Origin of the sequence: Campylobacter massiliensis (assembly GCF_014253065.1) — a bacterium.
Lineage (GTDB): Bacteria > Campylobacterota > Campylobacteria > Campylobacterales > Campylobacteraceae > Campylobacter_A > Campylobacter_A massiliensis.
Map to the genome: position 1 here is coordinate 300,027 of NZ_JACLZK010000001.1, position 24,025 is coordinate 324,051.

24 protein-coding genes and 1 other RNA gene are annotated in these 24,025 nt (G+C 43.6%); 17 read left to right on the forward strand and 8 right to left on the reverse strand.

The features are described from left to right. Positions 1-314: 314 nt before the first annotated feature. Together ssrA and H7R39_RS01445 are read right to left on the reverse strand one after the other, a co-directional pair. Positions 315-672, reverse strand: a transfer-messenger RNA (tmRNA) gene (ssrA, locus tag H7R39_RS01440). A gap of 66 nt (positions 673-738) precedes the next feature. Further along, positions 739-1,146 (reverse strand): Hpt domain-containing protein, encoded by a 408-nt coding sequence (locus H7R39_RS01445; RefSeq protein ID WP_002953104.1) that lies wholly within the window; start codon positions 1,144-1,146, stop codon positions 739-741. An 85-nt stretch (positions 1,147-1,231) separates the two neighbouring features. Here H7R39_RS01445 and panB point away from each other — a divergent pair, with 85 nt between their 5' ends. After that, entirely contained in the window at positions 1,232-2,035 is an 804-nt protein-coding gene (gene panB, locus H7R39_RS01450) for a 3-methyl-2-oxobutanoate hydroxymethyltransferase (RefSeq protein ID WP_185897650.1), read from the forward strand. 186 nt (positions 2,036-2,221) lie between these two features. Continuing rightward, positions 2,222-3,109, forward strand: coding sequence for a tetratricopeptide repeat protein (locus H7R39_RS01455; protein ID WP_185897651.1), 888 nt, complete (start codon positions 2,222-2,224; stop codon positions 3,107-3,109). A 66-nt stretch (positions 3,110-3,175) separates the two neighbouring features. On the opposite strand, the gene H7R39_RS01460 is transcribed toward H7R39_RS01455, so the two are convergent. Further along, positions 3,176-3,349 carry a hypothetical protein gene (locus H7R39_RS01460; RefSeq protein ID WP_185897652.1) on the reverse strand — a complete coding sequence of 58 codons (174 nt, stop codon included), beginning with the start codon at positions 3,347-3,349 and terminating at the stop codon, positions 3,176-3,178. A gap of 91 nt (positions 3,350-3,440) precedes the next feature. Here H7R39_RS01460 and ruvB point away from each other — a divergent pair, with 91 nt between their 5' ends. Further along, a complete protein-coding gene (ruvB, locus tag H7R39_RS01465; RefSeq protein WP_185897653.1) occupies positions 3,441-4,460 on the forward strand; it encodes a Holliday junction branch migration DNA helicase RuvB in 1,020 nt (339 codons plus the stop codon). A gap of 55 nt (positions 4,461-4,515) precedes the next feature. Here ruvB and H7R39_RS01470 read toward each other — a convergent pair whose 3' ends face one another. Then, complete coding sequence (locus H7R39_RS01470; protein WP_185897654.1) at positions 4,516-5,001, reverse strand: hypothetical protein; 486 nt, start codon at positions 4,999-5,001, stop codon at positions 4,516-4,518. A gap of 294 nt (positions 5,002-5,295) precedes the next feature. Here H7R39_RS01470 and H7R39_RS01475 point away from each other — a divergent pair, with 294 nt between their 5' ends. Beyond that, entirely contained in the window at positions 5,296-6,339 is a 1,044-nt protein-coding gene (locus H7R39_RS01475; protein WP_185897655.1) for an AI-2E family transporter, read from the forward strand. A gap of 152 nt (positions 6,340-6,491) precedes the next feature. Next, on the forward strand, positions 6,492-7,826 hold the full coding sequence (locus H7R39_RS01480) for an OprD family outer membrane porin (protein WP_185897656.1): 1,335 nt from the start codon (positions 6,492-6,494) through the stop codon (positions 7,824-7,826). Between the two features lie 207 nt (positions 7,827-8,033). On the opposite strand, the gene H7R39_RS01485 is transcribed toward H7R39_RS01480, so the two are convergent. Continuing rightward, positions 8,034-8,549, reverse strand: coding sequence for a ClbS/DfsB family four-helix bundle protein (locus tag H7R39_RS01485; RefSeq protein ID WP_185897657.1), 516 nt, complete (start codon positions 8,547-8,549; stop codon positions 8,034-8,036). A gap of 598 nt (positions 8,550-9,147) precedes the next feature. Here H7R39_RS01485 and napA point away from each other — a divergent pair. From napA to H7R39_RS01545, 12 genes are all read left to right on the forward strand, one after another. Then, positions 9,148-11,934, forward strand: a complete 2,787-nt coding sequence (gene napA / locus H7R39_RS01490) for a nitrate reductase catalytic subunit NapA (protein WP_185897658.1) — start codon at positions 9,148-9,150, stop codon at positions 11,932-11,934. 2 nt (positions 11,935-11,936) lie between these two features. After that, positions 11,937-12,701, forward strand: coding sequence for a ferredoxin-type protein NapG (gene napG / locus H7R39_RS01495; RefSeq protein WP_185897659.1), 765 nt, complete (start codon positions 11,937-11,939; stop codon positions 12,699-12,701). Further along, positions 12,698-13,489, forward strand: a complete 792-nt coding sequence (gene napH / locus H7R39_RS01500) for a quinol dehydrogenase ferredoxin subunit NapH (RefSeq protein ID WP_185897660.1) — start codon at positions 12,698-12,700, stop codon at positions 13,487-13,489. Before napG ends, napH begins: the two co-directional genes overlap by 4 nt. After that, positions 13,489-14,007 (forward strand): nitrate reductase cytochrome c-type subunit, encoded by a 519-nt coding sequence (locus H7R39_RS01505; protein WP_185897661.1) that lies wholly within the window; start codon positions 13,489-13,491, stop codon positions 14,005-14,007. The genes napH and H7R39_RS01505 overlap by 1 nt, the downstream gene beginning before the upstream one ends. Further along, on the forward strand, positions 14,004-14,474 hold the full coding sequence (locus H7R39_RS01510; RefSeq protein WP_185897662.1) for a 4Fe-4S dicluster domain-containing protein: 471 nt from the start codon (positions 14,004-14,006) through the stop codon (positions 14,472-14,474). The genes H7R39_RS01505 and H7R39_RS01510 overlap by 4 nt, the downstream gene beginning before the upstream one ends. Further along, positions 14,471-15,442, forward strand: a complete 972-nt coding sequence (locus H7R39_RS01515) for a WD40 repeat domain-containing protein (protein ID WP_185897663.1) — start codon at positions 14,471-14,473, stop codon at positions 15,440-15,442. The genes H7R39_RS01510 and H7R39_RS01515 overlap by 4 nt, the downstream gene beginning before the upstream one ends. Continuing rightward, positions 15,439-15,786: a chaperone NapD gene (locus tag H7R39_RS01520; protein WP_185897664.1), complete on the forward strand. Its 348-nt coding sequence runs from the start codon at positions 15,439-15,441 to the stop codon at positions 15,784-15,786. Before H7R39_RS01515 ends, H7R39_RS01520 begins: the two co-directional genes overlap by 4 nt. A 68-nt stretch (positions 15,787-15,854) precedes the next feature. Continuing rightward, positions 15,855-16,490, forward strand: a complete 636-nt coding sequence (locus H7R39_RS01525; protein WP_185897665.1) for a hydrogenase-4 component G — start codon at positions 15,855-15,857, stop codon at positions 16,488-16,490. Beyond that, the gene (locus tag H7R39_RS01530; RefSeq protein WP_185897666.1) at positions 16,477-16,944 is read left to right on the forward strand and encodes a hypothetical protein; all 468 of its coding nucleotides are present in this window, start codon (positions 16,477-16,479) and stop codon (positions 16,942-16,944) included. The genes H7R39_RS01525 and H7R39_RS01530 overlap by 14 nt, the downstream gene beginning before the upstream one ends. Before the next feature lie 302 nt (positions 16,945-17,246). Next, a complete protein-coding gene (locus H7R39_RS01535) occupies positions 17,247-18,422 on the forward strand; it encodes a porin (RefSeq protein ID WP_185897667.1) in 1,176 nt (391 codons plus the stop codon). Between the two features lie 48 nt (positions 18,423-18,470). Continuing rightward, complete coding sequence (locus H7R39_RS01540) at positions 18,471-19,067, forward strand: cytochrome c4 (protein ID WP_185897668.1); 597 nt, start codon at positions 18,471-18,473, stop codon at positions 19,065-19,067. 178 nt (positions 19,068-19,245) lie between these two features. Further along, positions 19,246-20,439 (forward strand): major outer membrane protein, encoded by a 1,194-nt coding sequence (locus H7R39_RS01545; protein ID WP_185897669.1) that lies wholly within the window; start codon positions 19,246-19,248, stop codon positions 20,437-20,439. Positions 20,440-20,737: 298 nt separating this feature from the next. Here H7R39_RS01545 and H7R39_RS01550 read toward each other — a convergent pair whose 3' ends face one another. The 3 genes from H7R39_RS01550 to galU form a co-directional block, all read right to left on the reverse strand. Beyond that, positions 20,738-21,175 (reverse strand): Dps family protein, encoded by a 438-nt coding sequence (locus H7R39_RS01550; protein WP_185897670.1) that lies wholly within the window; start codon positions 21,173-21,175, stop codon positions 20,738-20,740. Positions 21,176-21,898: 723 nt separating this feature from the next. Further along, complete coding sequence (locus H7R39_RS01555) at positions 21,899-23,128, reverse strand: glucose-6-phosphate isomerase (protein WP_185897671.1); 1,230 nt, start codon at positions 23,126-23,128, stop codon at positions 21,899-21,901. After that, on the reverse strand, positions 23,115-23,948 hold the full coding sequence (gene galU / locus H7R39_RS01560; protein ID WP_122862728.1) for a UTP--glucose-1-phosphate uridylyltransferase GalU: 834 nt from the start codon (positions 23,946-23,948) through the stop codon (positions 23,115-23,117). The genes H7R39_RS01555 and galU overlap by 14 nt, the downstream gene beginning before the upstream one ends. Positions 23,949-24,025 lie beyond the last annotated feature (77 nt).

The following is a 24,025-nucleotide window of genomic DNA, read 5'->3' on the forward strand; positions in this document are numbered from 1 at the left end:
TCTTTTTTAATTGGGTTAAATTTGTTCAAATTTAATAATGTTTGTAGTATTTAAGTTTTTCAAAATATGCAGATATATGAAAGGGTCAAATTTTGCCTAAATCTAAATTTGATTATGGCGTCTTTGATTTCTTGTTTAAATTTAAAGATGGGTTGCCTGCAGTAAATTTAGCAATGGCATTGTTTTTATGTTATTTTGAACTAGTCATGCATGCTTAAGCACGCGTCAAATATTATAATAAAACAAGAGAGGGTTTAGGGCTCATATTTTTTGGGATATTGTGACAGTAATTGATGGTGCATAAAAATGTTAAATGGTGGAAGCGAGGGGGATCGAACCCCTGTCCAAAAACAAACCGATTACAGCCTCTACACGCTTAGCAAAAGTGAAAATTTCATCTAAAATGGCTCACTTTCCAAAACCTTATTTTAGACTAAGACAAGATTTCGGCTAGCAGCTCGTCAGGCCGCCAACCTACGCTAGCTGGGGTTACTCGCCGTTATCTTAGCTAGTATCGGACTAGGCGAGGCTCAACTGAACTTACGCAGCTTTAGCGTAAGCAGGAGCGTAGTTAACGTTGTTTGCGTTTAAATTTATTTGAGCTTTTTACGCTTTGCTCAAAGCGACGTGCCACCGTGACCGCTCTGCTCCTGTCGAAGCCAAGTCGCTCCCGTAAGAATAGGCTAAATTTAGCCTTGTTTTAAAGGTTGTGGATTATATTATTTTTTGTATTTTTTGTCAAACGTCTAGTTTTTGGGGGATTTTTACGATATTTGCATCTAAAACCCCGAAAAACTCCGCATCGGTTTCTATATCGTTTTTGTACTTTTCAAACTGATCACTCACCAAAAGTAACCAGTCTACAAAATCATCGTTTGCGGGTCCTTGTAGCTCTCTAGCCTCGCCGCAAATTTCCTCTGCCAATGTCGTTAGTTTAAATATCGGATTGAGCTTCATAAAGCTCGAGGCGGACTTGATGTTGTGAAAAATTCTAAAAAGCTCGTTAATGTTGGCGTTATATCTATCGTTTCTAGCTAGCCCGATGATGAGAGGTTCCATCAGGTCGCACATCAAGGAGTAATGCGACAAAAACTCCTCCACAATATCGTAAGAGTAGTCTATCTCGAGGCTTTTTAGTATTCCCATTTATTTTCCTTAAAATTATTGTGCTGATTGTATCATTTTTTTGATAAAATTAAAAATAAAATACCGAATTTTAAGGAGGAAAATTATGCCGAAAAATGACAAAAAAATTACAATTTATGATATAATTAACAAAAAGACTGCCCAGCCTATCGTTATGATCACGGCTTACGACGCTCTTTTTGCGCGGCTTTTTGATGATTACGTCGACATTATCTTGGTAGGCGACAGTCTAAATATGAGCTTTAACGGCAAAAAAGATACGCTTAGCCTAAAAACGAACGACGCGCTCTATCACGTTAAGGCCGTTTTGCAGGGCGCAAAGCACGCTTTTGTTGTGGCGGATATGCCCTTTGGTAGCTATCAGGACGAAAAATCTGCGTTAAAAAACGCGACTAAATTTATCAAAGCAGGCGCAGACGCGGTCAAATTTGAAGGCGGTCTAAAGGCCGCTCCTATCGTAAAAAGGCTAGCGGGCGAAGGCATAAACGTGATGGCCCACATCGGGCTCATGCCTCAGTTCGTGCGAAACGAGGGCGGCTACAAGATAAAAGGGCGCAGCGAGACCGACGAAGCGCGCCTTATCGAAGAAGCGCAGGCTCTGGAGCAAGCAGGGGCATTCTCGGCTGTGCTAGAGGGTACGGTTAGCAGCGTCGCCGCAAAAATCGCAAAGAGCGTGCAAATGCCTATCATCGGTATCGGGGCGGGTGCCGACGTAGATGGACAGGTGCTTGTGTGGAGCGATATGCTCGGCTTTTTTGACGAGTTTAAGCCAAAATTCGTTAAACGATACCTTGACGGCGCAAATTTGGTGCGAACGGCGGTAGAAGCCTATGCTCGCGAAGTTAGAGAAAAGACCTTCCCCTGCGAGGAGTTCGAGTATAAAATTTAGCTTGTTTTAGCTAAATCTAGCCGGAGGGATAAATTTGGGCGCTTAGTAAGCGGGCGGTTTAGATTTTAAACCGACAAGTAAAATTCTGCTTAAATTTAAGGCCTAAATTTGCAATATCTTTTGTCAAATTTGGCGGACAAATTTAGCTATCAAAACAAGGCTAGACACAAAAACAAGGAGTAAGGTTTGAAAATTTTATTGATTTTAGCGACGTTTTTTAGCGCGCTAACGGCTTCAAATCCGAATTTTGGACTAGGTATCGATAGCCTAGGCGAGCAAAACGAACAAACGCAGAACGAGAAGCGATTTTCTAAGCGCGAGGAGGCCGCAAGGCAAGCTATCGAAAACGCCGATTATGATGCGGCTTTTAAGATTTTATCGCCGCTTTGCGAGGAGGGCGACGCGATGAGTTGCGCGGTGCTTGGCAGTATGCATTTTAGCGGGCTTGGGGCCGAGAAAAGCAACGAAAAAGCCGAGCTTTTCTTTGAAAAATCGTGCGAGCTGGGAAACGGCACGGGTTGCTTTGACCTGGCGCTTTTAAACGTCAAGGAAATTTTCGGTCCCAAAGATGAAAATAAAATATTCAGCCTCTACGAAAAAGGCTGCGAGCTAGGCTCTGAAGCGGCTTGCAACAACCTGGGCCTCATCTACGAATCGCAAAACGATCTCAAAAAATCCGTAAATTTATATGCCAAAGCGTGCAGGAAATTTGACGGCGCGGGCTGCTATAACTACGGCAGGATGATGCATGAGGGTCTTGGCGCAGAGCACGATCTGGCAAGCGCGCAAAAGGCTTTTGATACCTCGTGCTACATGAAAAACGCGCTTGGCTGCTATGCTCTGGGTTATGTTTACGAGCACGCGCAGGGCGTGGAGTTTGCGGTTTACGATGCGTACGACGGCTATTCGCGCGCTTGCAAGCTCGGTAACGACGACGGCTGCAGGGCTCTGGGTTTTGAAAACTATGAAAAAAATATCGAAATTTACGAAAAATTCGAGTCCATCGCGGAGGGGTGTAAATTTGGCAACGATAGCGACTGCAAGCTTTTAAAAGCGAGGATAGCGGAGTTTTAAGCTCGGGCGTGTTTTCGGCGACGCTCGGGCTGATTTTTCCGTCAAATTTAAGCTGATTTTTGAGATTTATTCGCTTCGGCGAGGCGGATAAATTTGATAAATTTCAGGCTTGCATGCAAGGTAAAATTTGCTTTTATGATTTTTAAACCCTAGCCTTGACGGTGCCAAATTTGACGCTACCGTCTTAAATTTGCCTTTTTGCTCAAATTTAATCACCTCATCTTCAAAATTTATCGCCAAACGCGGAGCCAAATTTAAACCAAGCCCAAAGCCAAAACTTACCCAAAATTTTGTAAAATGCGGCAAATTTACGAAAAAGAGAGCCGAAAAAATGGATAGAATAGTCGAAATAGAAAAAATAAGCTTTGAAAACGATTTTGAGGTGTCGCTGCGCCCAACGCGCTTTGAGGACTACATCGGACAGGAAAAAATCAAGCAAAATTTAGGCGTCTTTATAAAGGCTGCCAAAAAGCGCGGCGAGTGCCTGGATCACGTGCTCTTCTACGGGCCTCCGGGCCTTGGTAAGACGACTCTGGCGCACATCATCGCAAACGAAATGGGCGTGAGCATCAAGATGACGGCCGCACCCATGATAGAAAAAAGCGGCGATCTAGCGGCGGTGCTGACAAATTTGCAAGAGGGCGACGTGCTCTTTATCGACGAGATACACAGGCTAAGCCCCGCGATCGAGGAGGTGCTGTATCCGGCGATGGAGGACTTTCGCCTAGATATCATTATAGGCTCGGGGCCTGCGGCGCAGACTATCAAGATCGACCTGCCTAAATTTACGCTTATCGGCGCTACGACGCGCGCGGGAATGATCTCGGCACCCCTGCGAGATAGATTTGGGATGGATTTTAGGCTGCAGTTTTACACCCGAGAGGAGCTGGCTCGTATCGTGCAGATCGCCTCGGTGAAGCTCGGCAAAGAGTGCGAAAAAGCCGCAGCTCTCGAGGTCGCCGCTCGCTCACGCGCCACGCCTAGGATCGCGCTGCGGCTGTTAAAGCGCATACGAGACTTCGCCGAGGTAAATGACGAAGCCGTCATCTCGCAACCTCGCGCCAAAGAGGCTTTGGACGCGCTTGGCGTAAACGATATCGGCTTTGACGAGATGGATATCAAGTATCTAGAAATCCTGCTCGCCGCCAAACGTCGCCCGATGGGGCTAAGCACGATCGCCGCGGCTCTAAGCGAGGACGAGGGTACGGTCGAGGACGTGATCGAGCCCTATCTGCTCGCTAACGGCTACATCGAGCGCACGGCAAAAGGCAGGCTAGCAAGCGCCAAAGCCTACGAGGTATTTAAGCTCAAATTTGACGAGGATACGCAAAAAGGATTGTTTGAGGAGTGAGGCGAGTTGTTAAAAAATAAGTGGAAAGACTTGCAAGAGGTGCAAGTCTTAAGGTTTACCATCTAAATAGCCATTCGCCATTTGCCTGCTTGATTGCTTCGAGCGTGTTATAGTTAGCTATCTCTTCGCTATCTGGCGCCATAAAAACTACGGTAAATTTAAAAGCATTTTTTGCTATAGGTTTTATGTCGGTTACACGTAAAAGATCGGCACACTCGGCTTTAGTGTAGCGAAAAGTATTTATGCCAGAACTTCCTTTTGTCATGCGTGGTGCTTTACCGACTTCCATGTATTTATTATTTTTTTGCCAATTATAGCATGCCATATTGGATAAAAACTCTTGCAGTCTAGGCTTGGCGCTTTCAAACTGCTCTCTAAAATCTTTTGGAGCTTGAGTATTCGCCAGCGCGTTACTTACGGACGGAAGCACGGTTGTTGTACTACTTTGGTAGTTTTTGTCTGATGCCCTTGGTAAATTTGGCATAGTACAACCACCGAGAATAGCTGCAATTAGTGCAAAAGATGTAATTTTGGTTTTCATTTACTCTCCTTAAAATAAGATTTAAGTATAAATCTATTTCGGTTAAAAATCACTTAATTTTTAATATTTAGCAAATTTATCAAACAAGTTTAAAATTTAGCAAAACCCCAGCATGTCATCCTACCATAAACCTTAAATTTGGTGGTCTAAAAATAAAACTAAATCTATTTTGTAAATTTTAGCCCGCTCAAATTTCGCGCCGAATTTATCAGCCGCGCCAAAGCCGCCGCATCCACCGCCATCCGTCCGCAAAACCCCGCAAAATCTGATATAATAAGCCCCTAAAGGATAAAAATGAAAAACAACCGCATATTTTTCGGGCTTTTGATGCTGTGCGCGTTAGGACTGGTGGGCTACCTTTTTAAGCCGTTTTTGCTAAATATCTTTATCGCCGCCTTGCTAGCCGTCGCCACCTCAAACGTCAACGTCAAATTTTTGCAACTAACGAAAGGCAAAAGAACGCTATCGGCGGCTCTTACGACGCTAGCGCTGTTTTCGCTATTTATCGCGCCGCTTTTATACGCCGTGATCGAGCTGGCTAAACACGCGGCAAGCTTTAACACCGGCTACGTAACAAACACGCTAGATTATTTTCAAAGCGGCAAATTTCAGCTACCAGAACCGATCAAATTTCTAGAACCAAAAATCAAAGAGATAGTCGCCGATATCGACGTCAAGGCCATCTCGGCAAATCTCATCGCAAATTTAGCCGGTATAGGAAAATCAAGCGTAAATTTTCTCGTAGACGTGATTTTTATCCTCGTATTTTTCTTTTTCGCCCTACTTTACGGCAGCGAGCTTGTTGGCTACCTAAAAAATGCGCTTCCGATGAAGGAGAGCGAGAGCGAGTTTATCCTCAGCGAAGTGGCCAACGTCATGAGCGTCGTGCTTTACTCTATCGTGATAAACGCGATTTTGCAGGGTTGCCTCTTTGCTATCATCACGATTTCCTACGGCTACAACGGCTTTTTGATGGGCATACTCTTTGCCTTTACGTCGCTCGTGCCGGTAGTAGGCGGCTTGCTTGCTTGGGGGCCTATTAGCCTTTACGAGTTTGCCAACGGCAACACAGCGGCTGCGATCGTCATCGCCGTCTATACCATCGTCGTGATCTCTATCGTCGCAGATACGTTTTTAAAGCCGATCGTGATTAAATTTATCAACGATAGACTCGTCAAAATCCCGACTAAAATAAACGAACTGCTGCTATTTTTTTCGATGATTGCGGGCATAACGACCTTTGGCTTTTGGGGGCTTATCTTGGGGCCTGCGATCGTGACGTTTTTTATCTCGACGATCAAGCTTTATACATTGCTTAAAGAGCGCGCCGTCGTGTAAATTTGCCTAAAATCGGCAATATTTTTAGCAAATATCACAAATCTAACGCGATTTTTATTATTTTCTGTGCTATAATCCTTAAATAAAAAAGTTAATGTTCCGCATTCAATTTGCGGAACGTAAATTTGCTAAATTTAACCAAGGAGTTTTTTATGAAACTAGCAAAACTAAGTTTAGCCGCTGTTTTGGCGCTTGGCTTTTTGGGTGCCGCAAACGCAGCCGACACCTTCGGAGAGGCGTTTACCAAAGGAAAACTAGCGGGTAAGATCCAGGCTACCTACGTGGATCAAAAAGACGAGCGCGCGCCGATACACGACGAGCAGATGACGTCTATACAGCTTGAGCTTGGCTACGTGACCGATCCGTTTTACGGCTTTAGGCTCGGCGTTACGGGGCAGGGTAACTTCTTGCCGTTTAACAGCATGAGAAAAAGCGGCACCTTGTACGATAAAGAGTGGAGAACGCAGGGCGCGGTAATGTCTGAGGCATATCTGGGCTACGGCATAGGGCAGACCGATATAAAATTCGGCCGTCAATACGTAAATACTCCGCTAGTAGCGGGCAACCCGACTCGCGCGTTTAAAGAGGCGTTTGAGGGCCTAACGATCGTAAATAAAGACATACCAAACACCGCATTGATCGGAGGTTGGTATTATAAATTTCAAGGCAGAAGCGCCGTCGTAACGGGCGGTAAAGAGGGGCGCGCTCCGCACTTTAAAGATAGAGTCATCGTCGGCGGTATGGGACCCGTGGCGTACGAGTTTGATAATATCTTTACCGGCGCGGTCATCAACCAAAGCATACCGAATCTAAAACTAACCGGCGCATACGCTAGAGTGACCGATCTTAGACGCGGCGCGCTGCAAGGCGACATCAACTTCTATCTAGCCGAGGCAAACTACAAAGTACCCGTCGGCGACTTTAAACTCGGATTTGACGCGATGTATAAAGGCTCTCGCACCACAAGAGGCTTAGAAGATCTAAACTACGACGGAAATATGATCGGTCTAAGAGCGGGGATTTATGATTTCGTGGGCTTTAGCGCCTCTTACGCCTATACGACCGTCGGCGACAACGACGCTTTGGCGTTTGGTCTAGGTAACGGTCCCGGCTCATACACGCTGCTTCCTATACGCGGACCTTTCGTGTTTACTGGCTATGCGGGTATGAATACGCATAAGCTTTTGTTTGAATATGACTTTAAAGAAGTCGGCGCCGAGGGCCTAAAAGCAAAACTACATCTAGTAAAAGGCAAGCAAGACGCCCCTCACCGCAACGCCGGTCCGACAGCGGCTAACACGCATATGAACGTCAAAGGCTGGGCGGCGCAGGTTAGCTACGATATGCCGTGGGTCAAAGGGCTAAGCGCAAGCGTCACCTACACGGCTCTTGAGAGAAAGAACTTTGACGCTATGGGCGCGGTTAAAAAGACCGACAACAACGAGCTTTGGCTGCAACTCGGATATAAATTTAACCTTCTAAACTAGCTGCTTTAATGCGGACGCAAATTTGACGCGTCCGCTACTTCTTTTTTTTGTTTTATTTTCTTGCGTTTGGGTCGTAAATTTAGCCTCGCAAAACCCGTATAAATTTGATCTTTTTGGAGTAAATTTGGCTTATATCAAATTTGTAATTTACGGACCAACTAATCAAATTTGCCATATAGGTTCAAATTTGATTCATGAAGCATCAAGTCACGAGCCGGATTTTAGGCTTCTTTTGTGTTTTCTTATCTTTTTTATCGCCCAGTCGTAGTGTGATGAGGTGCTGCCGATGACGTAGGCGGCGAGATTTAGATTGCCCGTGAAGTTAAAATATCCGCGCGCAAAAAGCTCCTCGTCGCTAAAATTTGCCGTAAGCTGCATTGCTTTTTCGTGAGTTTGCGCCAGCAGAGTTTTAGCCTCGCAAAGCGGCGTATCTTGGTGCTTGCGCCAAATTTGCACATTCATCTGCGGGTAGGTTTTCCAGTTGTACGGCTCGGGTAAAAACGAAGCCCGCTCACCGCTTAGGTTCTTTTGGATAAAATTTATCAAAAGCAAGTGCCACTCGTAAAGGTGTGCGAGCACGTCTCGGACGCATTTATCTCTATCCTCGAAGTCAAATTTGGCCTCTTGCTGCGCCTCACTCAAGCTCTCAACTAGCGACAAAAGTTTTTTAAAATTTGCCTCCGAATCGTTTAGTAGGTCTATTTTATTCGTCGGTCGCGGCATTTTTTATCCTTGGCTAAATTTGACCGAATTTTACACCGCGTTATTAAATTTACGCTTTAAAGGTGCGGGTATCGCCAAAAGCAAAAGGCAAAATTTAATTTATATTTATATTTTAAAAATTAAGAATAAAACTTAAACATATAGCTCAAATTTGATCAAATTTCAAATTTGTGAGTTTTACGGTCTTGAATTTTAATAAATTTTATACCTTTGATAATTTAGCCTAAAATTAGCGCTTTTAAAAGCTTAAATTTAAAAATAGATAGTTGTTTTTCGACTTGATATAAAGCTTTATATTTACAATACAAAAATGTTACGATTTTACACGTTAAATTTATATTTTAAAAATAGTTTCTAAAATATTATGGATTTTGTTATCAAAAAGCGTATCAAATTCCGTAAATATAAAATTTTATATTTATTCGTAGTTTTAAGCATTAGCCCTAAAATAGGCGAAATAAAGATAATTTTGGTCTTAATTTGAATTCCAAATATTGCCAAAGAATTAGTTATTTTTAATCAACTTAAATTTAGGTTGTAACGGTTAATATCTGTCTGATTTTTAAGGACTATCTTAAAAAATAAACGAGGAGAGAAAATGGATCGACGAGATTTTATAAAAAGCGCCGCCGCTTCGGCTGCTTGCGCGAGTGCCGGTATAGCGCTGCCTAGTTCTATGGCAGCTGCGCAAAACACAGCTGAAAAGGGCTGGCGCTGGGATAAGGCTGCATGTAGGTTCTGCGGAACGGGCTGCGGTATAATGATCGCAACCAAAGAAGGCAAAATCGTAGCCGTCAAGGGCGACCCTGAAGCGCCGGTAAACCGCGGCCTAAACTGCATCAAAGGCTACTTTAACGCCAAGATCATGTACGGCGCGGACCGTATCACTCAGCCGCTTTTACGCGTAAACGAAAAGGGCGAATTTGACAAAAAGGGCAAATTTAAACCGATTAGCTGGGAAAAAGCCTTTGACATCATGGCTGAAAAATATAAAGAAACCATGGCTAAAAACGGCGTGCATTCAGCCTGCGTTTTCGGCTCGGGTCAATACACTATTTTAGAGGGTTATGCAGCCGTCAAACTATGGAAAGCGGGTATCAGAAGCAACTCCATAGACCCGAATGCTCGCCACTGCATGGCTAGCGCGGTTACGGGATTTATGCAGACTTTTGGTATCGACGAGCCTGCGGGCTGCTACGACGACATAGAGCTAACCGATACTATCATAACTTGGGGTGCGAATATGGCCGAGATGCACCCGATACTTTGGGCGCGCGTCAGCGATAAGAAGCTAAGCGATCCTGAGCGCGTAAAGGTCGTAAATTTAAGCACGTATTCGACTAGAACGTCAAATATCGCCGATACGGAGATTATCTTTGCTCCTTCAAGCGACGTAGCTATCTGGAACTACATCGCTCACGAGATCGTTTATAATCATCCTGAAGCCATCGATTGGGACTACGTAAATAGCCACTGCGTATTTGCGACGGGGCCTGCCGATATCGGCTACGGGCTTAGAAATAATCCAAATCATCCTAACTACTCAAACGAAAAAGACGTCGTAGAGACGGAGCTTCATAAGAAACTAAGCAAAAACGAGGGCGTGACTCTGGGCTATCTAGGCTATAAAGAGGGTGACGTGATGGAAAATAAAAATACGGCTACCGCGGGCAAACACTGGCAAATCACGTTTGAGGAATTTAAAGAAGCTCTTAAACCTTATACGCTTGACTTCTCCGCTCCGCTAATAAAAGGCGATCCAAACGAGGATTTGGAAGAATTTAAGAAAAAACTAAAGCAACTGGCCGACTGGTACATCGAAAAAGGTAGAAAAGTAGTTAGCTTTTGGACGATGGGCTTTAACCAGCACCAACGCGGCACTTGGGTAAACGAGCAAGCCTATATGGTGCATATGCTACTTGGCAAACAAGCAAAACCGGGCGAGGGCGCTTTCTCGCTAACCGGACAACCAAGCGCATGCGGAACGGCACGCGAGGTCGGTACTTTCGTTCATCGCTTGCCTGCGGATATGGTCGTAGATAACGCCGAACACCGCGAAATAAGCGAGAAAATTTGGAAACTTCCTAAAAACACGCTAAATCCGAAAGTCGCCTCCCACTACGTAAAAATGATGCGCGACATGGAAGACGGAAAGATGAAATGGGCATGGGTACAGGTAAATAACCCATGGCAAAACACCGCAAACGCAAACCACTGGATAAAAGCCGCTCGCGAGATGGATAACTTTATCATCGTCTCAGACCCGTATCCGGGCATCTCGGCTAAGGTTGCCGACCTGATCCTGCCAACTGCGATGATATACGAAAAATGGGGCGCGTACGGTAATGCCGAGCGCCGAACGCAGCACTGGCGTCAGCAAGTCCTTCCGGTAGGCGAAGCGATGAGCGACACGTGGCAAATGCTGGAATTTGCTAAGCGCTTTAAGCTAAAAGAGGTTTGGGGCGAACAAAAAGTGGACGATAAGCTAACGCTTCCAAGCGTGCTAGACGAGGCAAAAGCCATGGGTTATAGCGAAGAAGATACGCTATTTGACGTGCTTTTCGCAAACGAAGAGGCTAAGAGCTATCCTGCAAAAGACGCTATAATGGAAGATTTTGATAACTCTGAAGTTTTCGGCGACAGTAGAAAAATCGTCGGCTCGGACGGCAAGGTATTTGAGGGATACGGATTTTTCATCCAAAAATACCTTTGGGAAGACTACCGCAAATTTGGCTCGGGTCACGGACACGATCTAGCGGACTTTGATACTTATCACAAAGTGCGCGGCCTAAGATGGCCTGTAGTAGACGGCAAAGAAACCCAGTGGAGATTTAACGCCAAATACGATCCGTACGCGAAGAAATTTGCCGAAGACGGCAAGCAGTTTGCATTCTACGGAAATAAAAAAGCCAAGTTGCAAAAAGGCGATTTGACCAAAGTAACTAGCGGAGACGAGAAATTTTCTATCGCTAATAGGGCTAAAATTTTCTTCCGCCCTTATATGGATCCGTGCGAGATGCCTGATACTACGTATCCTTTTTGGCTATGCACGGGCCGCGTCTTGGAGCACTGGCACACCGGCACTATGACTATGCGTGTTCCTGAGCTTTACCGCGCTGTACCTGAGGCTCTTTGCTACATGCACGAGGGCGATGCGCAAAAGCTAAATTTACAGCATAACGACGTAGTTTGGGTCGAGTCTCGCCGCGGTAAGGTAAAAGCAAGGCTAGATCTGCGCGGACGAAACAAAACTCCTTCGGGACTAGTTTACGTGCCGTTTTTTGATGAAAACGTGTATATCAACAAAGTCTGCCTAGATGCGACTTGCCCGATCTCAAAAGAGACCGACTATAAAAAATGCGCGGTTAAAATTTACAAGGCTTAATAATGCAAAATAGAAGAGAGGCTTTAAAATTTGGGTTAAAGGCGATTAGTTTGGTTCTCGCGGGCGGCTTTGCCTGGAGTACGCAAACGACGGCTAAAGCCCAAACTCTACTCATCAGGCCGCCAGGTGCTTTAAAGGAGAAAAATTTCCTTAGCGAGTGCATACGCTGCGGGCTTTGCGTAGAAGCCTGTCCTTGGGATACGCTTAAGCTCGCGGACTTAGACGACGGATTGCCTTACGGCACTCCGTTTTTTACCCCGCGAAATATCCCTTGCTATATGTGTACGGATATCCCGTGCACGGTCGCCTGTCCGACCGGAGCTCTAGATACGAAGCTGGTGAGCGAGGATAACGGCAAGCTAAATATAAACAAAGCGCAAATGGGTATCGCGGTGCTGGATCCAAATTTCTGCATCGCTTACGAGGGGCTTCGCTGCGACGCTTGCTACCGCGCCTGTCCTTTGATAGATAAAGCGTTAAGGCTTGAATATGTCCGCAACGAACGCACGCAAAAGCATGCGTTTTTTAAACCGGTCGTGGACGCCGACTACTGCACTGGCTGCGGCATGTGCGAGCAAGTTTGCGTGACGCCAAAGGCTTCTATCTTCGTGCTTCCGCGCGAAATAGGGCTGGGATCTGGCAATGAGCAATACGTCGAAGGCTGGATTGAAGGGCAAGATAAAAAGCTAAAAGACGTAACGCCGAAAGATTTTAAAGGCGATGATAAAAAGCTAAACGACTATCTAAACGGCGGAGATTTGCTATGAAATATTTGATTTTAAGAAGAATAAGTCAAATTTTGATTTTGGCTTTATTTTTTGCGAGTAACTATTACGGAGTTAAAATTTTACAAGGCAATCTTAGCTCGTCTTTGCTGTTTGGAGTGGTTCCGCTTAGCGATCCGTTTGCGGTTTTGCAGTTATATCTAGCTAGTTTTAGTATCGCTTCGGGTGCGCTTGTGGGAGCCGCTATCGTGTTTGCTTTTTATGCGATCGTGGCTCCGCGCGCCTTTTGCAGCTGGGTTTGTCCGGTAAATATCATCACCGAAACCGCTCGCTGGGTCAGAGTAAAGCTTGGCTACGACAAAGATAAAAAATTCGTAAATTTCACGAGAAGCGCGAGATATTACGTTTTGGGATTTACGCTTTTTATCTCGCTAGTCACTTCGGCTCCGGCGTTTGAGGGCATTAGCTTTATCGGCATTATTCAGCGCGGCATCATCTACGGCGGCACGCTGTGGCTATTCGTGGCGTTTGGGGTGTTTGCGATAGACGCGTTTATCGGCGATAGATTAGTCTGCTCAAAGCTTTGCCCGCTGGGCGCTTTTTACGCGATAGCAGGCAAATTTGCCCTTATCAGAGTAAAGCACAACGCGGCTAGCTGTACTAACTGCATGAAATGCAAGCTAATCTGCCCGGAAAACCAAGTGCTCGGCATTATCGGCAAGCAAAGCGGGTTTATAACCTCGAGCGAGTGCATCAGCTGCGGACGCTGTATCGACGTCTGCGACGACGACGCGCTCAAATTTAATATAAGAAATTTAAGGAGAAATTAATGAAAGCTAATAAGCTTATTTTTGGAGTCGTATGCGCCGCTGCGCTACTTATCGGCTGCAATAACCCTAGCGTCGGCGACGTATCAGGCTTAAGAACCGCCGAAGTTACCGACGAGAACGTGACTTTAGCGGATATTAACTGGACTAGCCCGATGCCGGGCGAAGCGCAAAAATACGAGCGCTCTTTCGAGAACGCCCCACCGCTAATCCCGCACGATATCGCGGATCTGCTTCCTATCACGAAAGACAACAACATGTGCGTTACGTGCCATATGCCTGAAGTCGCGAAAGACGTAGGCGCTACGCCGATCCCTAAATCTCACCTTTACAGCATGAGATTTAACAAAGACAAAGGCGGCGAGCTAAGCCAAGACCGCTACGACTGCACGACTTGCCACGTTCCGCAAGCTAAAGTAAAACCGCGCGTGAAAAACAACTTTAAGCCTGACTTTAGCCGTCAGCAAGACTCGCAACACCGATCAAACCTTCTAGATATACTAAACGAAGGCGTTAGGTGAGCGTATCCAGACGTGAACTATTTACTAAATTTTTGGGCGGCAAAACCGCTCAAAAATTTATCGCGCCGCCTTATTTTTGCGGCGAATTTAACTGCGCTGATTGCGAAGCGCCTTGCGTTAGCGCTTGTCATAGAGAGCTTTTGAGTTTTGAAAACGAGAGAGTAAATTTTAAATTTAAGTCCTTGGGTTGTAACTTTTGTAAAGAGTGCGCGCTTGCTTGCGAGGAGGCGGGACGAGAGGTTTTAAATTTAAAATTCGCGGCTACTATAGAAGCTAAAATTTTTATCGACGTGCATAGCTGTCTTGCGTGGAACGGCACGATTTGCTGTAGTTGCCAGGACGTTTGCAAATTTAGAGCGATCGATTTTTTAGGCGTTTTTCGCCCGAGCGTAAATCAAAAATGCACGGGCTGCGCGCAATGTATGGAAGTTTGCTTCGCGAATAGTATCAAAATGGAGGCGTTATGAGAAAATTTATTTTATTTTTTACGGCGATTTTTTGCTTAAATTTGACCGCAAATTTAGCGGCGGCACCGCTTGAGATATCACAACCTGATAAGGTCATAAAAGCGGGCGCAAACGTGATAAGCTCAAATTTGATAGATGAAATTTTATATCTGGGTACGGACGGTAGCGAGCTTGATATCTACGACATAAAGGCGGATAAATTTTTAGAACCGATCAAATTTCGCACGGTCAAAACGCACTTTAGCGACGAAGAGCCAGCAAAAATTTTTAGCATCGACCGGCTGGGCGATATGCTTTTGGTTTTAACCGAGATGGACTACAACGAGCGATATTTGTACGTTTTTAAAAAAGAAAATGACGGCTGGAGCGAGGTTAACAATATGCATCTAGCCAATAAATCCGCCAAAAAGGCCTTTTTCATAGATGAAAAAACGGCGGTAGTATCGGACTTTGGCAATGAAATTTACTACATCGACCTGGAGAGTAAAAAAGCGGTCTTTAAACATAAATTTTCCATCGCGCTTTACGTGGATTTTGAAATCAACAAAACCCGCGATAAAATCGCTATCGGAGCCGAAAGCGGCGTGATTTATATCTATAATCTAAAAACTCGCCAAACCGAACAAACGCTAAATTTCTTTAAAGACAATATGTACGACATTGACTACAAAAATGACGTCGTAGCCGTGGGCTGCATCGACAAGCAGGCGGGCGTTTTTAACGGTTCGATGAGTTATTTTAAGGCCGATTTTATCGTTTATGCGACGGGGCTTAGCGACGACGCTAAAACGCTAGCGTATATGAACGGCGAAGAGAGCGATATCCTAGTCTACGACATCGCAAGCAAAACAAAACTCGCGACCGTAAAAACCGGACAGCAAATTTTAAATGAGATTTACCTCTCCGATAGCGGTAGGTTAATCAGCGTCGCGTATGAAAAAGAGGTTAAATTTTGGAGCGTAAAATGAACATATCAAGTGCGATAGTATATACAAAAGACGGAAACGAAGCTACCGAAGTAGCTAAAAGAATCGAGCAACTAAAAGGCTGCGAGGTCATCGCCGCGCAAGACGGCAAGATCGTAGTCGTGATGAGCGCGGAAAATTTAGACGGCGAGATAGAGCTATTTAAAGCGCTAGAAGGCATCGAGGGCGTCTCAGGAGCCGCGATGATATACAGCTATCAAGAGGATTTGCAACAAGATATCGAAAGCATTAAAAAAAGCGGCAAGATAAGCGAAATTTTACTTGACGAAAACATCGATGCCAAGGACATCGTATATAACGGCCACGTCGGCGATAGGGTAAAATAAATTTTTACCCGTTAACTTTATCCTAAATTTGACGATATATAATATGGATAAAATTTAAAGGATAAGACATGCAAAGCATCAACGGTTTAAGCCAAAATCCCTACATCCCGCAACCTCGCTATGACGTGCAAAGTGTCCAAAACACGGCAAGCGTAGATCAAAACGAAAATATAAAAAGGATGCAAGAAGCCTACGCAAATATCGACGTAAAGCAGTTAACGAATAGCTATTTGTCGCACTTTCAGGCTAGAGCCGACTCAAATTCGAGCTCAAATTTCTTATCTCAGGTTTCGGCCTTTAACGGTTCTGCGAAATTTAACGACATTTTCGGCGCTCAAAACAAAAGCATAAATTCCCTAAACGATATCTTGTCCGGCGTCGATTTTAAATCTATCGGCTACGAGGGCAAGCCTATAACGCAACTAAGCCAAAGCGAAGCCAGCGATTTAGTGAGCGAGAATGGATTTTTCGGTATCGCAAACACCGCGGATAGGATTTCAAATTTTATTATTAGCGCCGCAGGAGACGACCTGCAAAAGCTCGAAGCCGGAAAAGAAGGCATGCTGAGAGGCTTTAAAGAGGCCGAGAAAATTTGGGGCGGCAAGCTACCTGAAATTTCGCAAAAAACGATAGAAAAAGCGACGCAAGCCGTAGATAAAAGAATAGCCGAACTCGGCGGGAACGTCCTTAGTGTTCAGGCTTAAGGTTTTAAATTTAGCCGCCGTTTTGCTGGTTTTTAGCGGCTGTGCATTTTTTGAGAAAAAACCGGCGCCAAAAATCGTTCAAAAACCAGTCGCACAAAAACCTGCGCCAGTTAAAGGCTCTTTACGCGGGGTGATATCAAGCGTGACCTATGACGGCGGCAGATACTGCTACGATATAAAATCAATCGACGTATCAAATGGTAAACTGCCTAGCGGCAAGTACTGTGCGGATAAATTTTACTTTTCTAGCGGAGATACCGTCTATGCAAGCGTTTCAGGCGGACTCGTCACCGAGATGCTACTCATAAAAAGCGGAACTAATCACGTTACGCATAAAGCAAAGAAAACGCCAAAATTTAAAAGTCCAAGTCCTGCAAAAAGCCCGCAGCAAGAAGAAAGCAATAAAAAAATCCTAATCGACGTTCCGAAAAGTGAAAATATCAGCTTTGATTAGCCGTTGATTTACCGAAATATTTTATAATTCTTACAAGCAATCAAAGTTAGAACTCCTTTTAAGAAGGGGATGTGCGTCCCCTTTTTTATCTTTTTTCTCATAAAAATCATTAAAATTTAGTTTTTGTATTTAAGCTTTGCTGATATTATTTGTATTTTGATAATATCAAGTATCAAAAATAACCTCAAAAATCCTGATATATACAAGTTTTGCCATTATTTATGTTAAATTTTCCTATTAAGCTTACTGCAGCCGCTTTTGTGCTAGAATTATGCCTATAAAACTTTTATAAAGGAGAACTTATGAAACTTGCTAAAATTTCTTTAGCTGCTTTGGTTGCGCTCGGCGCTTTCTCTACTTTAAATGCTACTCCGCTCGAAGAAGCCATTAAAGACGTAGATTTTTCTGGATTTGCTAGATATCGATATACGGGCAATAAGCTAAAAGTAAATGATGCAAAAGAGACAAAAGCAGCTCACAACTTTAGATTTGTGGGTACTTTTAAGGCCGCTCTTGACGATAACTTTTTTGGCGTATTGGGCTTAAGGTACTCTGCAAACGACGGTTCTGGTCACAACACTGATACGACAAATACAACAAGCTCATTTGGCGTAAGAGAATTTTATCTTGGCTATAACGTAGGTAATACCACAATAACAGCCGGTAAACAATTTGCCAAAACATATTTTGACGATGACTTGGTTGGAACTGGTCTAAGAGTGCAAAATACCGATATCTCAGGCCTTACTTTGGTCGGTGTTGCATTCGACGCTCTTGAAACCGACAATATTGATTACGACGGTAAACTACTATCAGGATTGGCAGGCTCAAAAAGCCTTAACTACTATGGCGTAGGCGCAATGGGAAGCTATGATCCTCTAAATTTCAAAGCTTGGTGGGCGTATCTTGAGGATACTGCAAACCTATTTGCAGCAGATGCGGCTTTAAAATTTGACTTAGAGGCTGTAAAATTGGGATTACAAGCGCAATACGTCCATAACGAATCAGACGATAATAACTTTGGCGATGCAAATTTCTTTGCAGCTAAGGGCGATGTAGGATTTTTCGGAGTTGGCCTAAATGCAGGTTATATCTACTATAAAGCTGATGACAATAAAAAATCTTTCGTAACAGTTGAAGATAATGCTAAGTTAATCAACCCAGGTAAACTTCTTAACTCTGTAATGAATAGCGGTGCTCAATACTACAACAATATTCAAGATAAAAACGACTATTGGTTTGTTGGCGCATCATACAAATTTGACAAATTTGGCTTATATGCTAACTATATCGATGGCAAAGGCTATAGTTATAAATACCTAAAAAGAGTTGATAGAAACGAGTGGAATGCGGGCGGTAGCTACGCTTACAGCAAAAAACTTAACTTCTCTACATTCTATGCGGCAGCTAAAGAAAAAGACGGAAATAACAAAAATAAACACGATCGTATAAGATTTGAAGCTAAATACAGCTTCTAATCAAAAAGGCTCGTTTTATGCTATAATCCCAAGTAAATTTCCATTTGCTTGGGATTTTTAAATTTATCAAAAAGGTTTTTTATGAAATTTATGCGTTTTTCGCTTTTAGCGTGTCTTTTTGCTTTTTCTTTAAATGCTGCTGATGAGCCGAGCTACATATTTGAGGCAAAAGGCGAATTTGCAAAAGAGCTAAAAAGCTTGGTAGAAAAATATTCTAAAGACGAAAATATAAGTATAAATGTTTATGAAAAAGCTCCTGAGGCTGATAGCAGCGGTAAGTTTTTAAATATTGGGGTAGATAGCAAAAGAAAATATAGTGTAGAAAAAGGTCGCGAGCTATATGCTAAGAATTGTGCTTCTTGTCATGGTGAAGACGGAAACAAAAGAGCTTATGGCGCCTCTGAAAAGCTAACTAAAATAAGCGCAGAGGATATAGAGGCTGCTTTTTCGGGCTATCTAAACGATTCTGATTACGGTGGAAATATGAGAAATCTCATGAAAACCGTCGCAGCAAAAACTACATATAAAGATCTTGGGGCTATCATTGCTTTTTTAAAAGGCAAGGACGCTTTATTGTATAAGGATGGCACACAGGAAAATACTGACGTCTCCACTACCCCTACACAGGGAAGTTACTTAAAATAATCAAATTTGCCGAGTTGATTTAACTCGGCATTCTAAAATTTTACTACAAATTTGATCCCTATATTATATTTTGGTAAATGCTTGGTAATAATTTGCCTAAAAATACACATTTTAAGCTTACCAAAGGTTATATTATGCTAGTATTCTAAAATATTTAATCTTTCTTAAGGAGAAAATGATGAAAATTGCTAAAATTTCATTGGCAGCTTTGGTTGCACTAGGTGCTTTCTCAACCGTAGCGAATGCTACGCCGCTTGAAGAAGCTATCAAAAACGTAGACCTTTCCGGTTATGCAAGATATCGATATAACAATGTCGCCGTTAAAGACGGTAGCGGCAACAAAGATAACACTACCGCACACCACCAATTCAAATCAGAATTTTCTTTCAAAGCTGCGCTTGACGATAATTTCTTCGGAGTTTTGACTCTTAGATACAACTCTAAAGATAGTTCAGCTTTTGGCGCGGATAATAGCAATGACAATACAAACACAACAAGCCCGTTTAACGTAAAAGAATTTTACTTGGGATATAAAGTAGGTAATACTACTGTAACCGCTGGTAAACAAGAAATCGGATCATTCTTTACCGATGACGCCGTAGGTACTGGTCTAAGGGTTGAAAATCAAGACATTACAGGCCTAACTCTTACCGCTTTAGCATTTGATGCTTTAGAAAACAACGGTGAAACCGATAATGGATTGGACGATGCGGTTAAAAATTATGTCTTTAATCAAAATTTATATGCGGTAGCTGCTATAGGCGCTTATGATCCTGTAAGCTTCCAGCTATGGTATGCGTCTTTAGTTGATGTCGTTAATCTTATTGCGGGTGACGTAAGCTTCAGCCTTGATATAACCGATGACGTAAATATCGGCGCTCAAGTTCAATATGCGCATGCCGATATAGACAACAATGTAGGTCCTGATTTTAAAGATACCGATTTTTATGCGACAGAGCTTAGTACGAAAGTATTCGGCGCTGACGTAGCTGCCGGCTATATCGGATATAAAGTTCATGATAAAGCTAACGGCTTTGTAAGCCTAGAGGATCAAGGCTCATTTATTGAAGTCGGCGAGATAAAATCAGCGCTTGACTACACTGCTCTTAAGGGTAAAGCTAACTTCTGGTTCTTAAAAGCCGGATACACTTTTGCTGATAAATTTAGAGTAGGTGGTGATTACTCTAACGGTAAAGTTAAAGATGCTCTAGGTGATAAAGAGAAATATCAAGAGTATGTAGCTAGACTAACTTATGACTACAGCGCTAAACTTCAGTTCTCAAGCTTCTATGCATATGAGATTAACAAGCACCAAGACGATTCAAAAGACAAGACAAAACAGCTAAGATTCCAAGCTAAATACACATTCTAATTTTAAATATCTCGGGTTTGCCCCGAGATATTCTTCTTTTTCTAATTTCCTGTACGTCTTTTATTGTATTTTTTAAAGTAATTTAATAAAAAATTGTTTTGAAGTTGAGTTTTTCTAGTGCAAATGCTCGTATTTTAATTTATTTAAATTCGACTCTTTGTATTTTAAAAAACACCCTATTATCTAAATTGGATTTTTTTGGTTATTTATAATTTTACTAATTTTTTAAAACGCTAAAAATAACAGTGTAAAATTTGAAAGAAAAGAATAAAAAAGAGGGGGGCTTGCGCCCCAAAAATTAAGCTAAAGTGGCTTTTAGCATCCAGATAGCTTTTTCATATTTTGCGATTTTATCTTGTGCCATAGCTACGGTTGTACTATCTTTCGCTTCGTCGGCTACCTCCTCAAGCTTTTTAAACTCTACTAAAAGGTGCTCATACTCAGCTAAAATGCCTTTTAAAACTTCGGTTGGAGTGTAGCTATCTTTGTTGTCTGTTTTTGGATGGGCAAGTTTGTTTAGCTCTTCCATCTTTGTGATAGCTCTACCGCCTAGCTGTATAGCGCGCTCAGCGACATCGTCGAATATCTCTGCCATATCCTCATAGGCTTTGTCTGTATATTCGTGTACGCTAAAGAACTGAATACCCTTTACATTCCAGTGATAGTCGTGAAATTTAACGAACAGCGCGTGAGCGTCGGCCTGAATTTGATTTAATTGAGTAACAACTTTTGACATTTTGTCTCCTTTGATTTGATTTATGGTGGAATTATAGCACATAAAACTTAAAGAAAAATAATTTGCAAATAATAAAAATTATTGTTTGTAAAAAGTTTTTGAAAATTTAGAATACATTACTTTGTCAAGTGTTGATAAAAATTGCTACGGGATATAAAAATCTTTCTGGATTGAATAGAGCCACACCATTTGATAAGTCTTTCAAATTTTATTAATTATGCCAAAATATTTAGAAAGAAAGATTTTTGTTATTGGGTGGGGTAAAAGTTTAGAAATTTATATTGCAAATTATAGGATGATATATGGTGGAAGCTGTTAAATTCGTCTATAAACGCGTTTGTTAAATAATATTTATGATCAAATCAGCGGTATCAGAAAAGTAAAATCTAGCAAATTTACCGATAAATTTTATTCGCACGATTTTAGTAAAGGCTAAAGATCGCGCAATGTCGCGCCAAATTTACGCCTCGAATATCAGCACTGCAAAACCGAATCAAAAGCGTATAGGGCAGCGGAGATTATTCACTTGTTTGCCGACATTGATGGATTTACATTCAATTACCGCCTCAAATATGCCAAAACAAAGCCACGACAAATTTAAACTCAAATTTACCGACGATACCGCAAATTTGAGCCGTCAACTCAAAAAATTACTAGACTAACGGGGCTTTGTTTGCATACATCTTCGCAAAGCAAAATCAGCGTAAATTTATGCCGCAGCCTTTACTTGCCCGCCGTTAGCATCGTCTTTAGTATGCGTTTGCCGACCTCGACGCCCGGCTGATCGTAGGTGTTTATGCCTAGCATTATGCCTGTAGCGGACGTGAGAAGTTCGAAATAATAAATCAAAAATCCCGCACTCGCCTCGTCTAGCCGCTCAAGCTCGATGACGTCTACGCTGATGCCTTCTTGCACGAGCGCATGCATTGTGGCGCTACACTGGGCGTTGATTAGCTCGCCCAAATTTAGCCCATTTACGAAGTCGCAGCCCTCAAGGCCGTTTAGGCTAATGCTCGGTATCGCAGTGTTTGTGTCTGCGGCGACTACTTTGATAAAGCTTACCGTTTTATCCTTCACACCGTCCATGATGAGCTGCAAAAAGCTGTGCTGATCGCGCGAGCCGATGAGTCCGACGGGCGTGAGTCCGTAGCGTTTGTAGCCCTTTTTCTTGCCTAGACTCTCCGCCCACAGCTGCACGTACCAGTCGTTAAACTCCAGAAATCTATCGCCGTAGCTAAATATCACGTTGATCTTGGCGTTTTTGTGCGTCGCGTAGTGGTAGGCTTTTTGCAGTAGCGTATCGTCGCCGTCCTCTAAAAATCGCCTTTTGCACGCCCGCGCACCCTCTAGCAGCGCCGCTGCATCGTATCCGCACAGCATCAGCGGCACGAGCCCGATCGCGCTAAGCACGCTAAATCTGCCGCCGACGTTTTTGGGGATATTAAAAAATTTGACGCCGTTTTGCTTCGCGTAGGCTTCTAGCGGCGAGGCGGGATCGGTTATAACGATAAAATTTGCGCTCAAATTTGAGGGCCTAAAGCGCTCCAAGATGCATTTAAATAGCGTGATCGTCTCGATCGTGGTGCCTGATTTTGACGAGATGATAAAAAGCGTCTCATCAAATTTGATGCTCTCGCAAACGCTCTCAAAGCTAAAGGCGTCGACGTTATCGAGGAAATAAAGCTCTCGCTCGCGGCTCCTTTTAGTGCCTGATAGCATCGTTTTTAGCGCCTTGACGCCTAGACTACTACCGCCGATGCCTACTAGCACGACGCTTTTTATGTGCGCGAGCGTCGCCTCATATTCGGCGATTTCGTTTAGCAAATTTGCGCCGATTTCGGGCAAATGATAGTAGCCGATCTCGCCGCCTTTTAGTTCGTCGTTCATGCGTTTGGCGTAGGAGCTGATCGCGCTTAGCGGCGTACGCTCGAAAAATAGCTCATTTTTTAGCATTTTTGCCTAGCTCGTAGAAAAAATTAGTCGCCTGCACGAAGCCCTCGACGCTACCGCAGTCAAAGCGCTTGCCCTTAAATTTATACGCCAGCACCATGCCGTCTTTGGCTTGCTCTTTTAGTGCGTCGGTGATTTGCACTTCGCCGTTTTTGCCGGGCTTGGTGCGCTCTAGGATCGTGAAGATGTCAGGTGTGAGGATATAGCGGCCGATGACGGCTAGGTTGCTCGGAGCTTCTTTGGGATCTGGTTTTTCGACCATGTCGCTAACCATGAGCAGATCGTCCTCGATCGCGCGGCCCGTGACGATGCCATAGTTTTTGCTCTGTTCGATCGGCACCTCCATCACGGCGACGATGCTGCAGCGGTACTTTTCGTAGATTTTTACCATTTGAGATAGTACGCCTTCGCCCTCTTCGTTGATGCAGAGGTCGTCGGCTAGCACCACGCCAAAGGGCTCGTCTCGCACGAGGACTTTACCCGTGTGGATCGCGTTTCCTAGGCCTCGCATGCTCTCTTGACGCGTGAATGAAAACGTGCAGCGCGCCATCAGCTCGCGGATATCTACGAGCAGGTGCTCTTTGTTTGTGCCGGAGATCTGATGCTCGAGCTCGTAGCTGATATCGAAATAATCCTCCAGCGCGCGTTTGCCGCGACCCGTGATGAAAGCCATATTTTTCATGCCAGCCTCTAGCGCCTCATCCACGCCGTAGTGAATGAGCGGCTTGGTTAGGATCGGCAGCATCTCTTTTGGTAGCGATTTAGTCGCGGGCAAAAATCTCGTGCCGTAGCCCGCAGCCGGAAATAAACAAGTTTGTATCATAATTTTCCTTTTAATTTTTTAGGAGATTATAGCGAGTTTTGGCTTATTTAGTGTATTAAGGGCTTATGGATAAAATT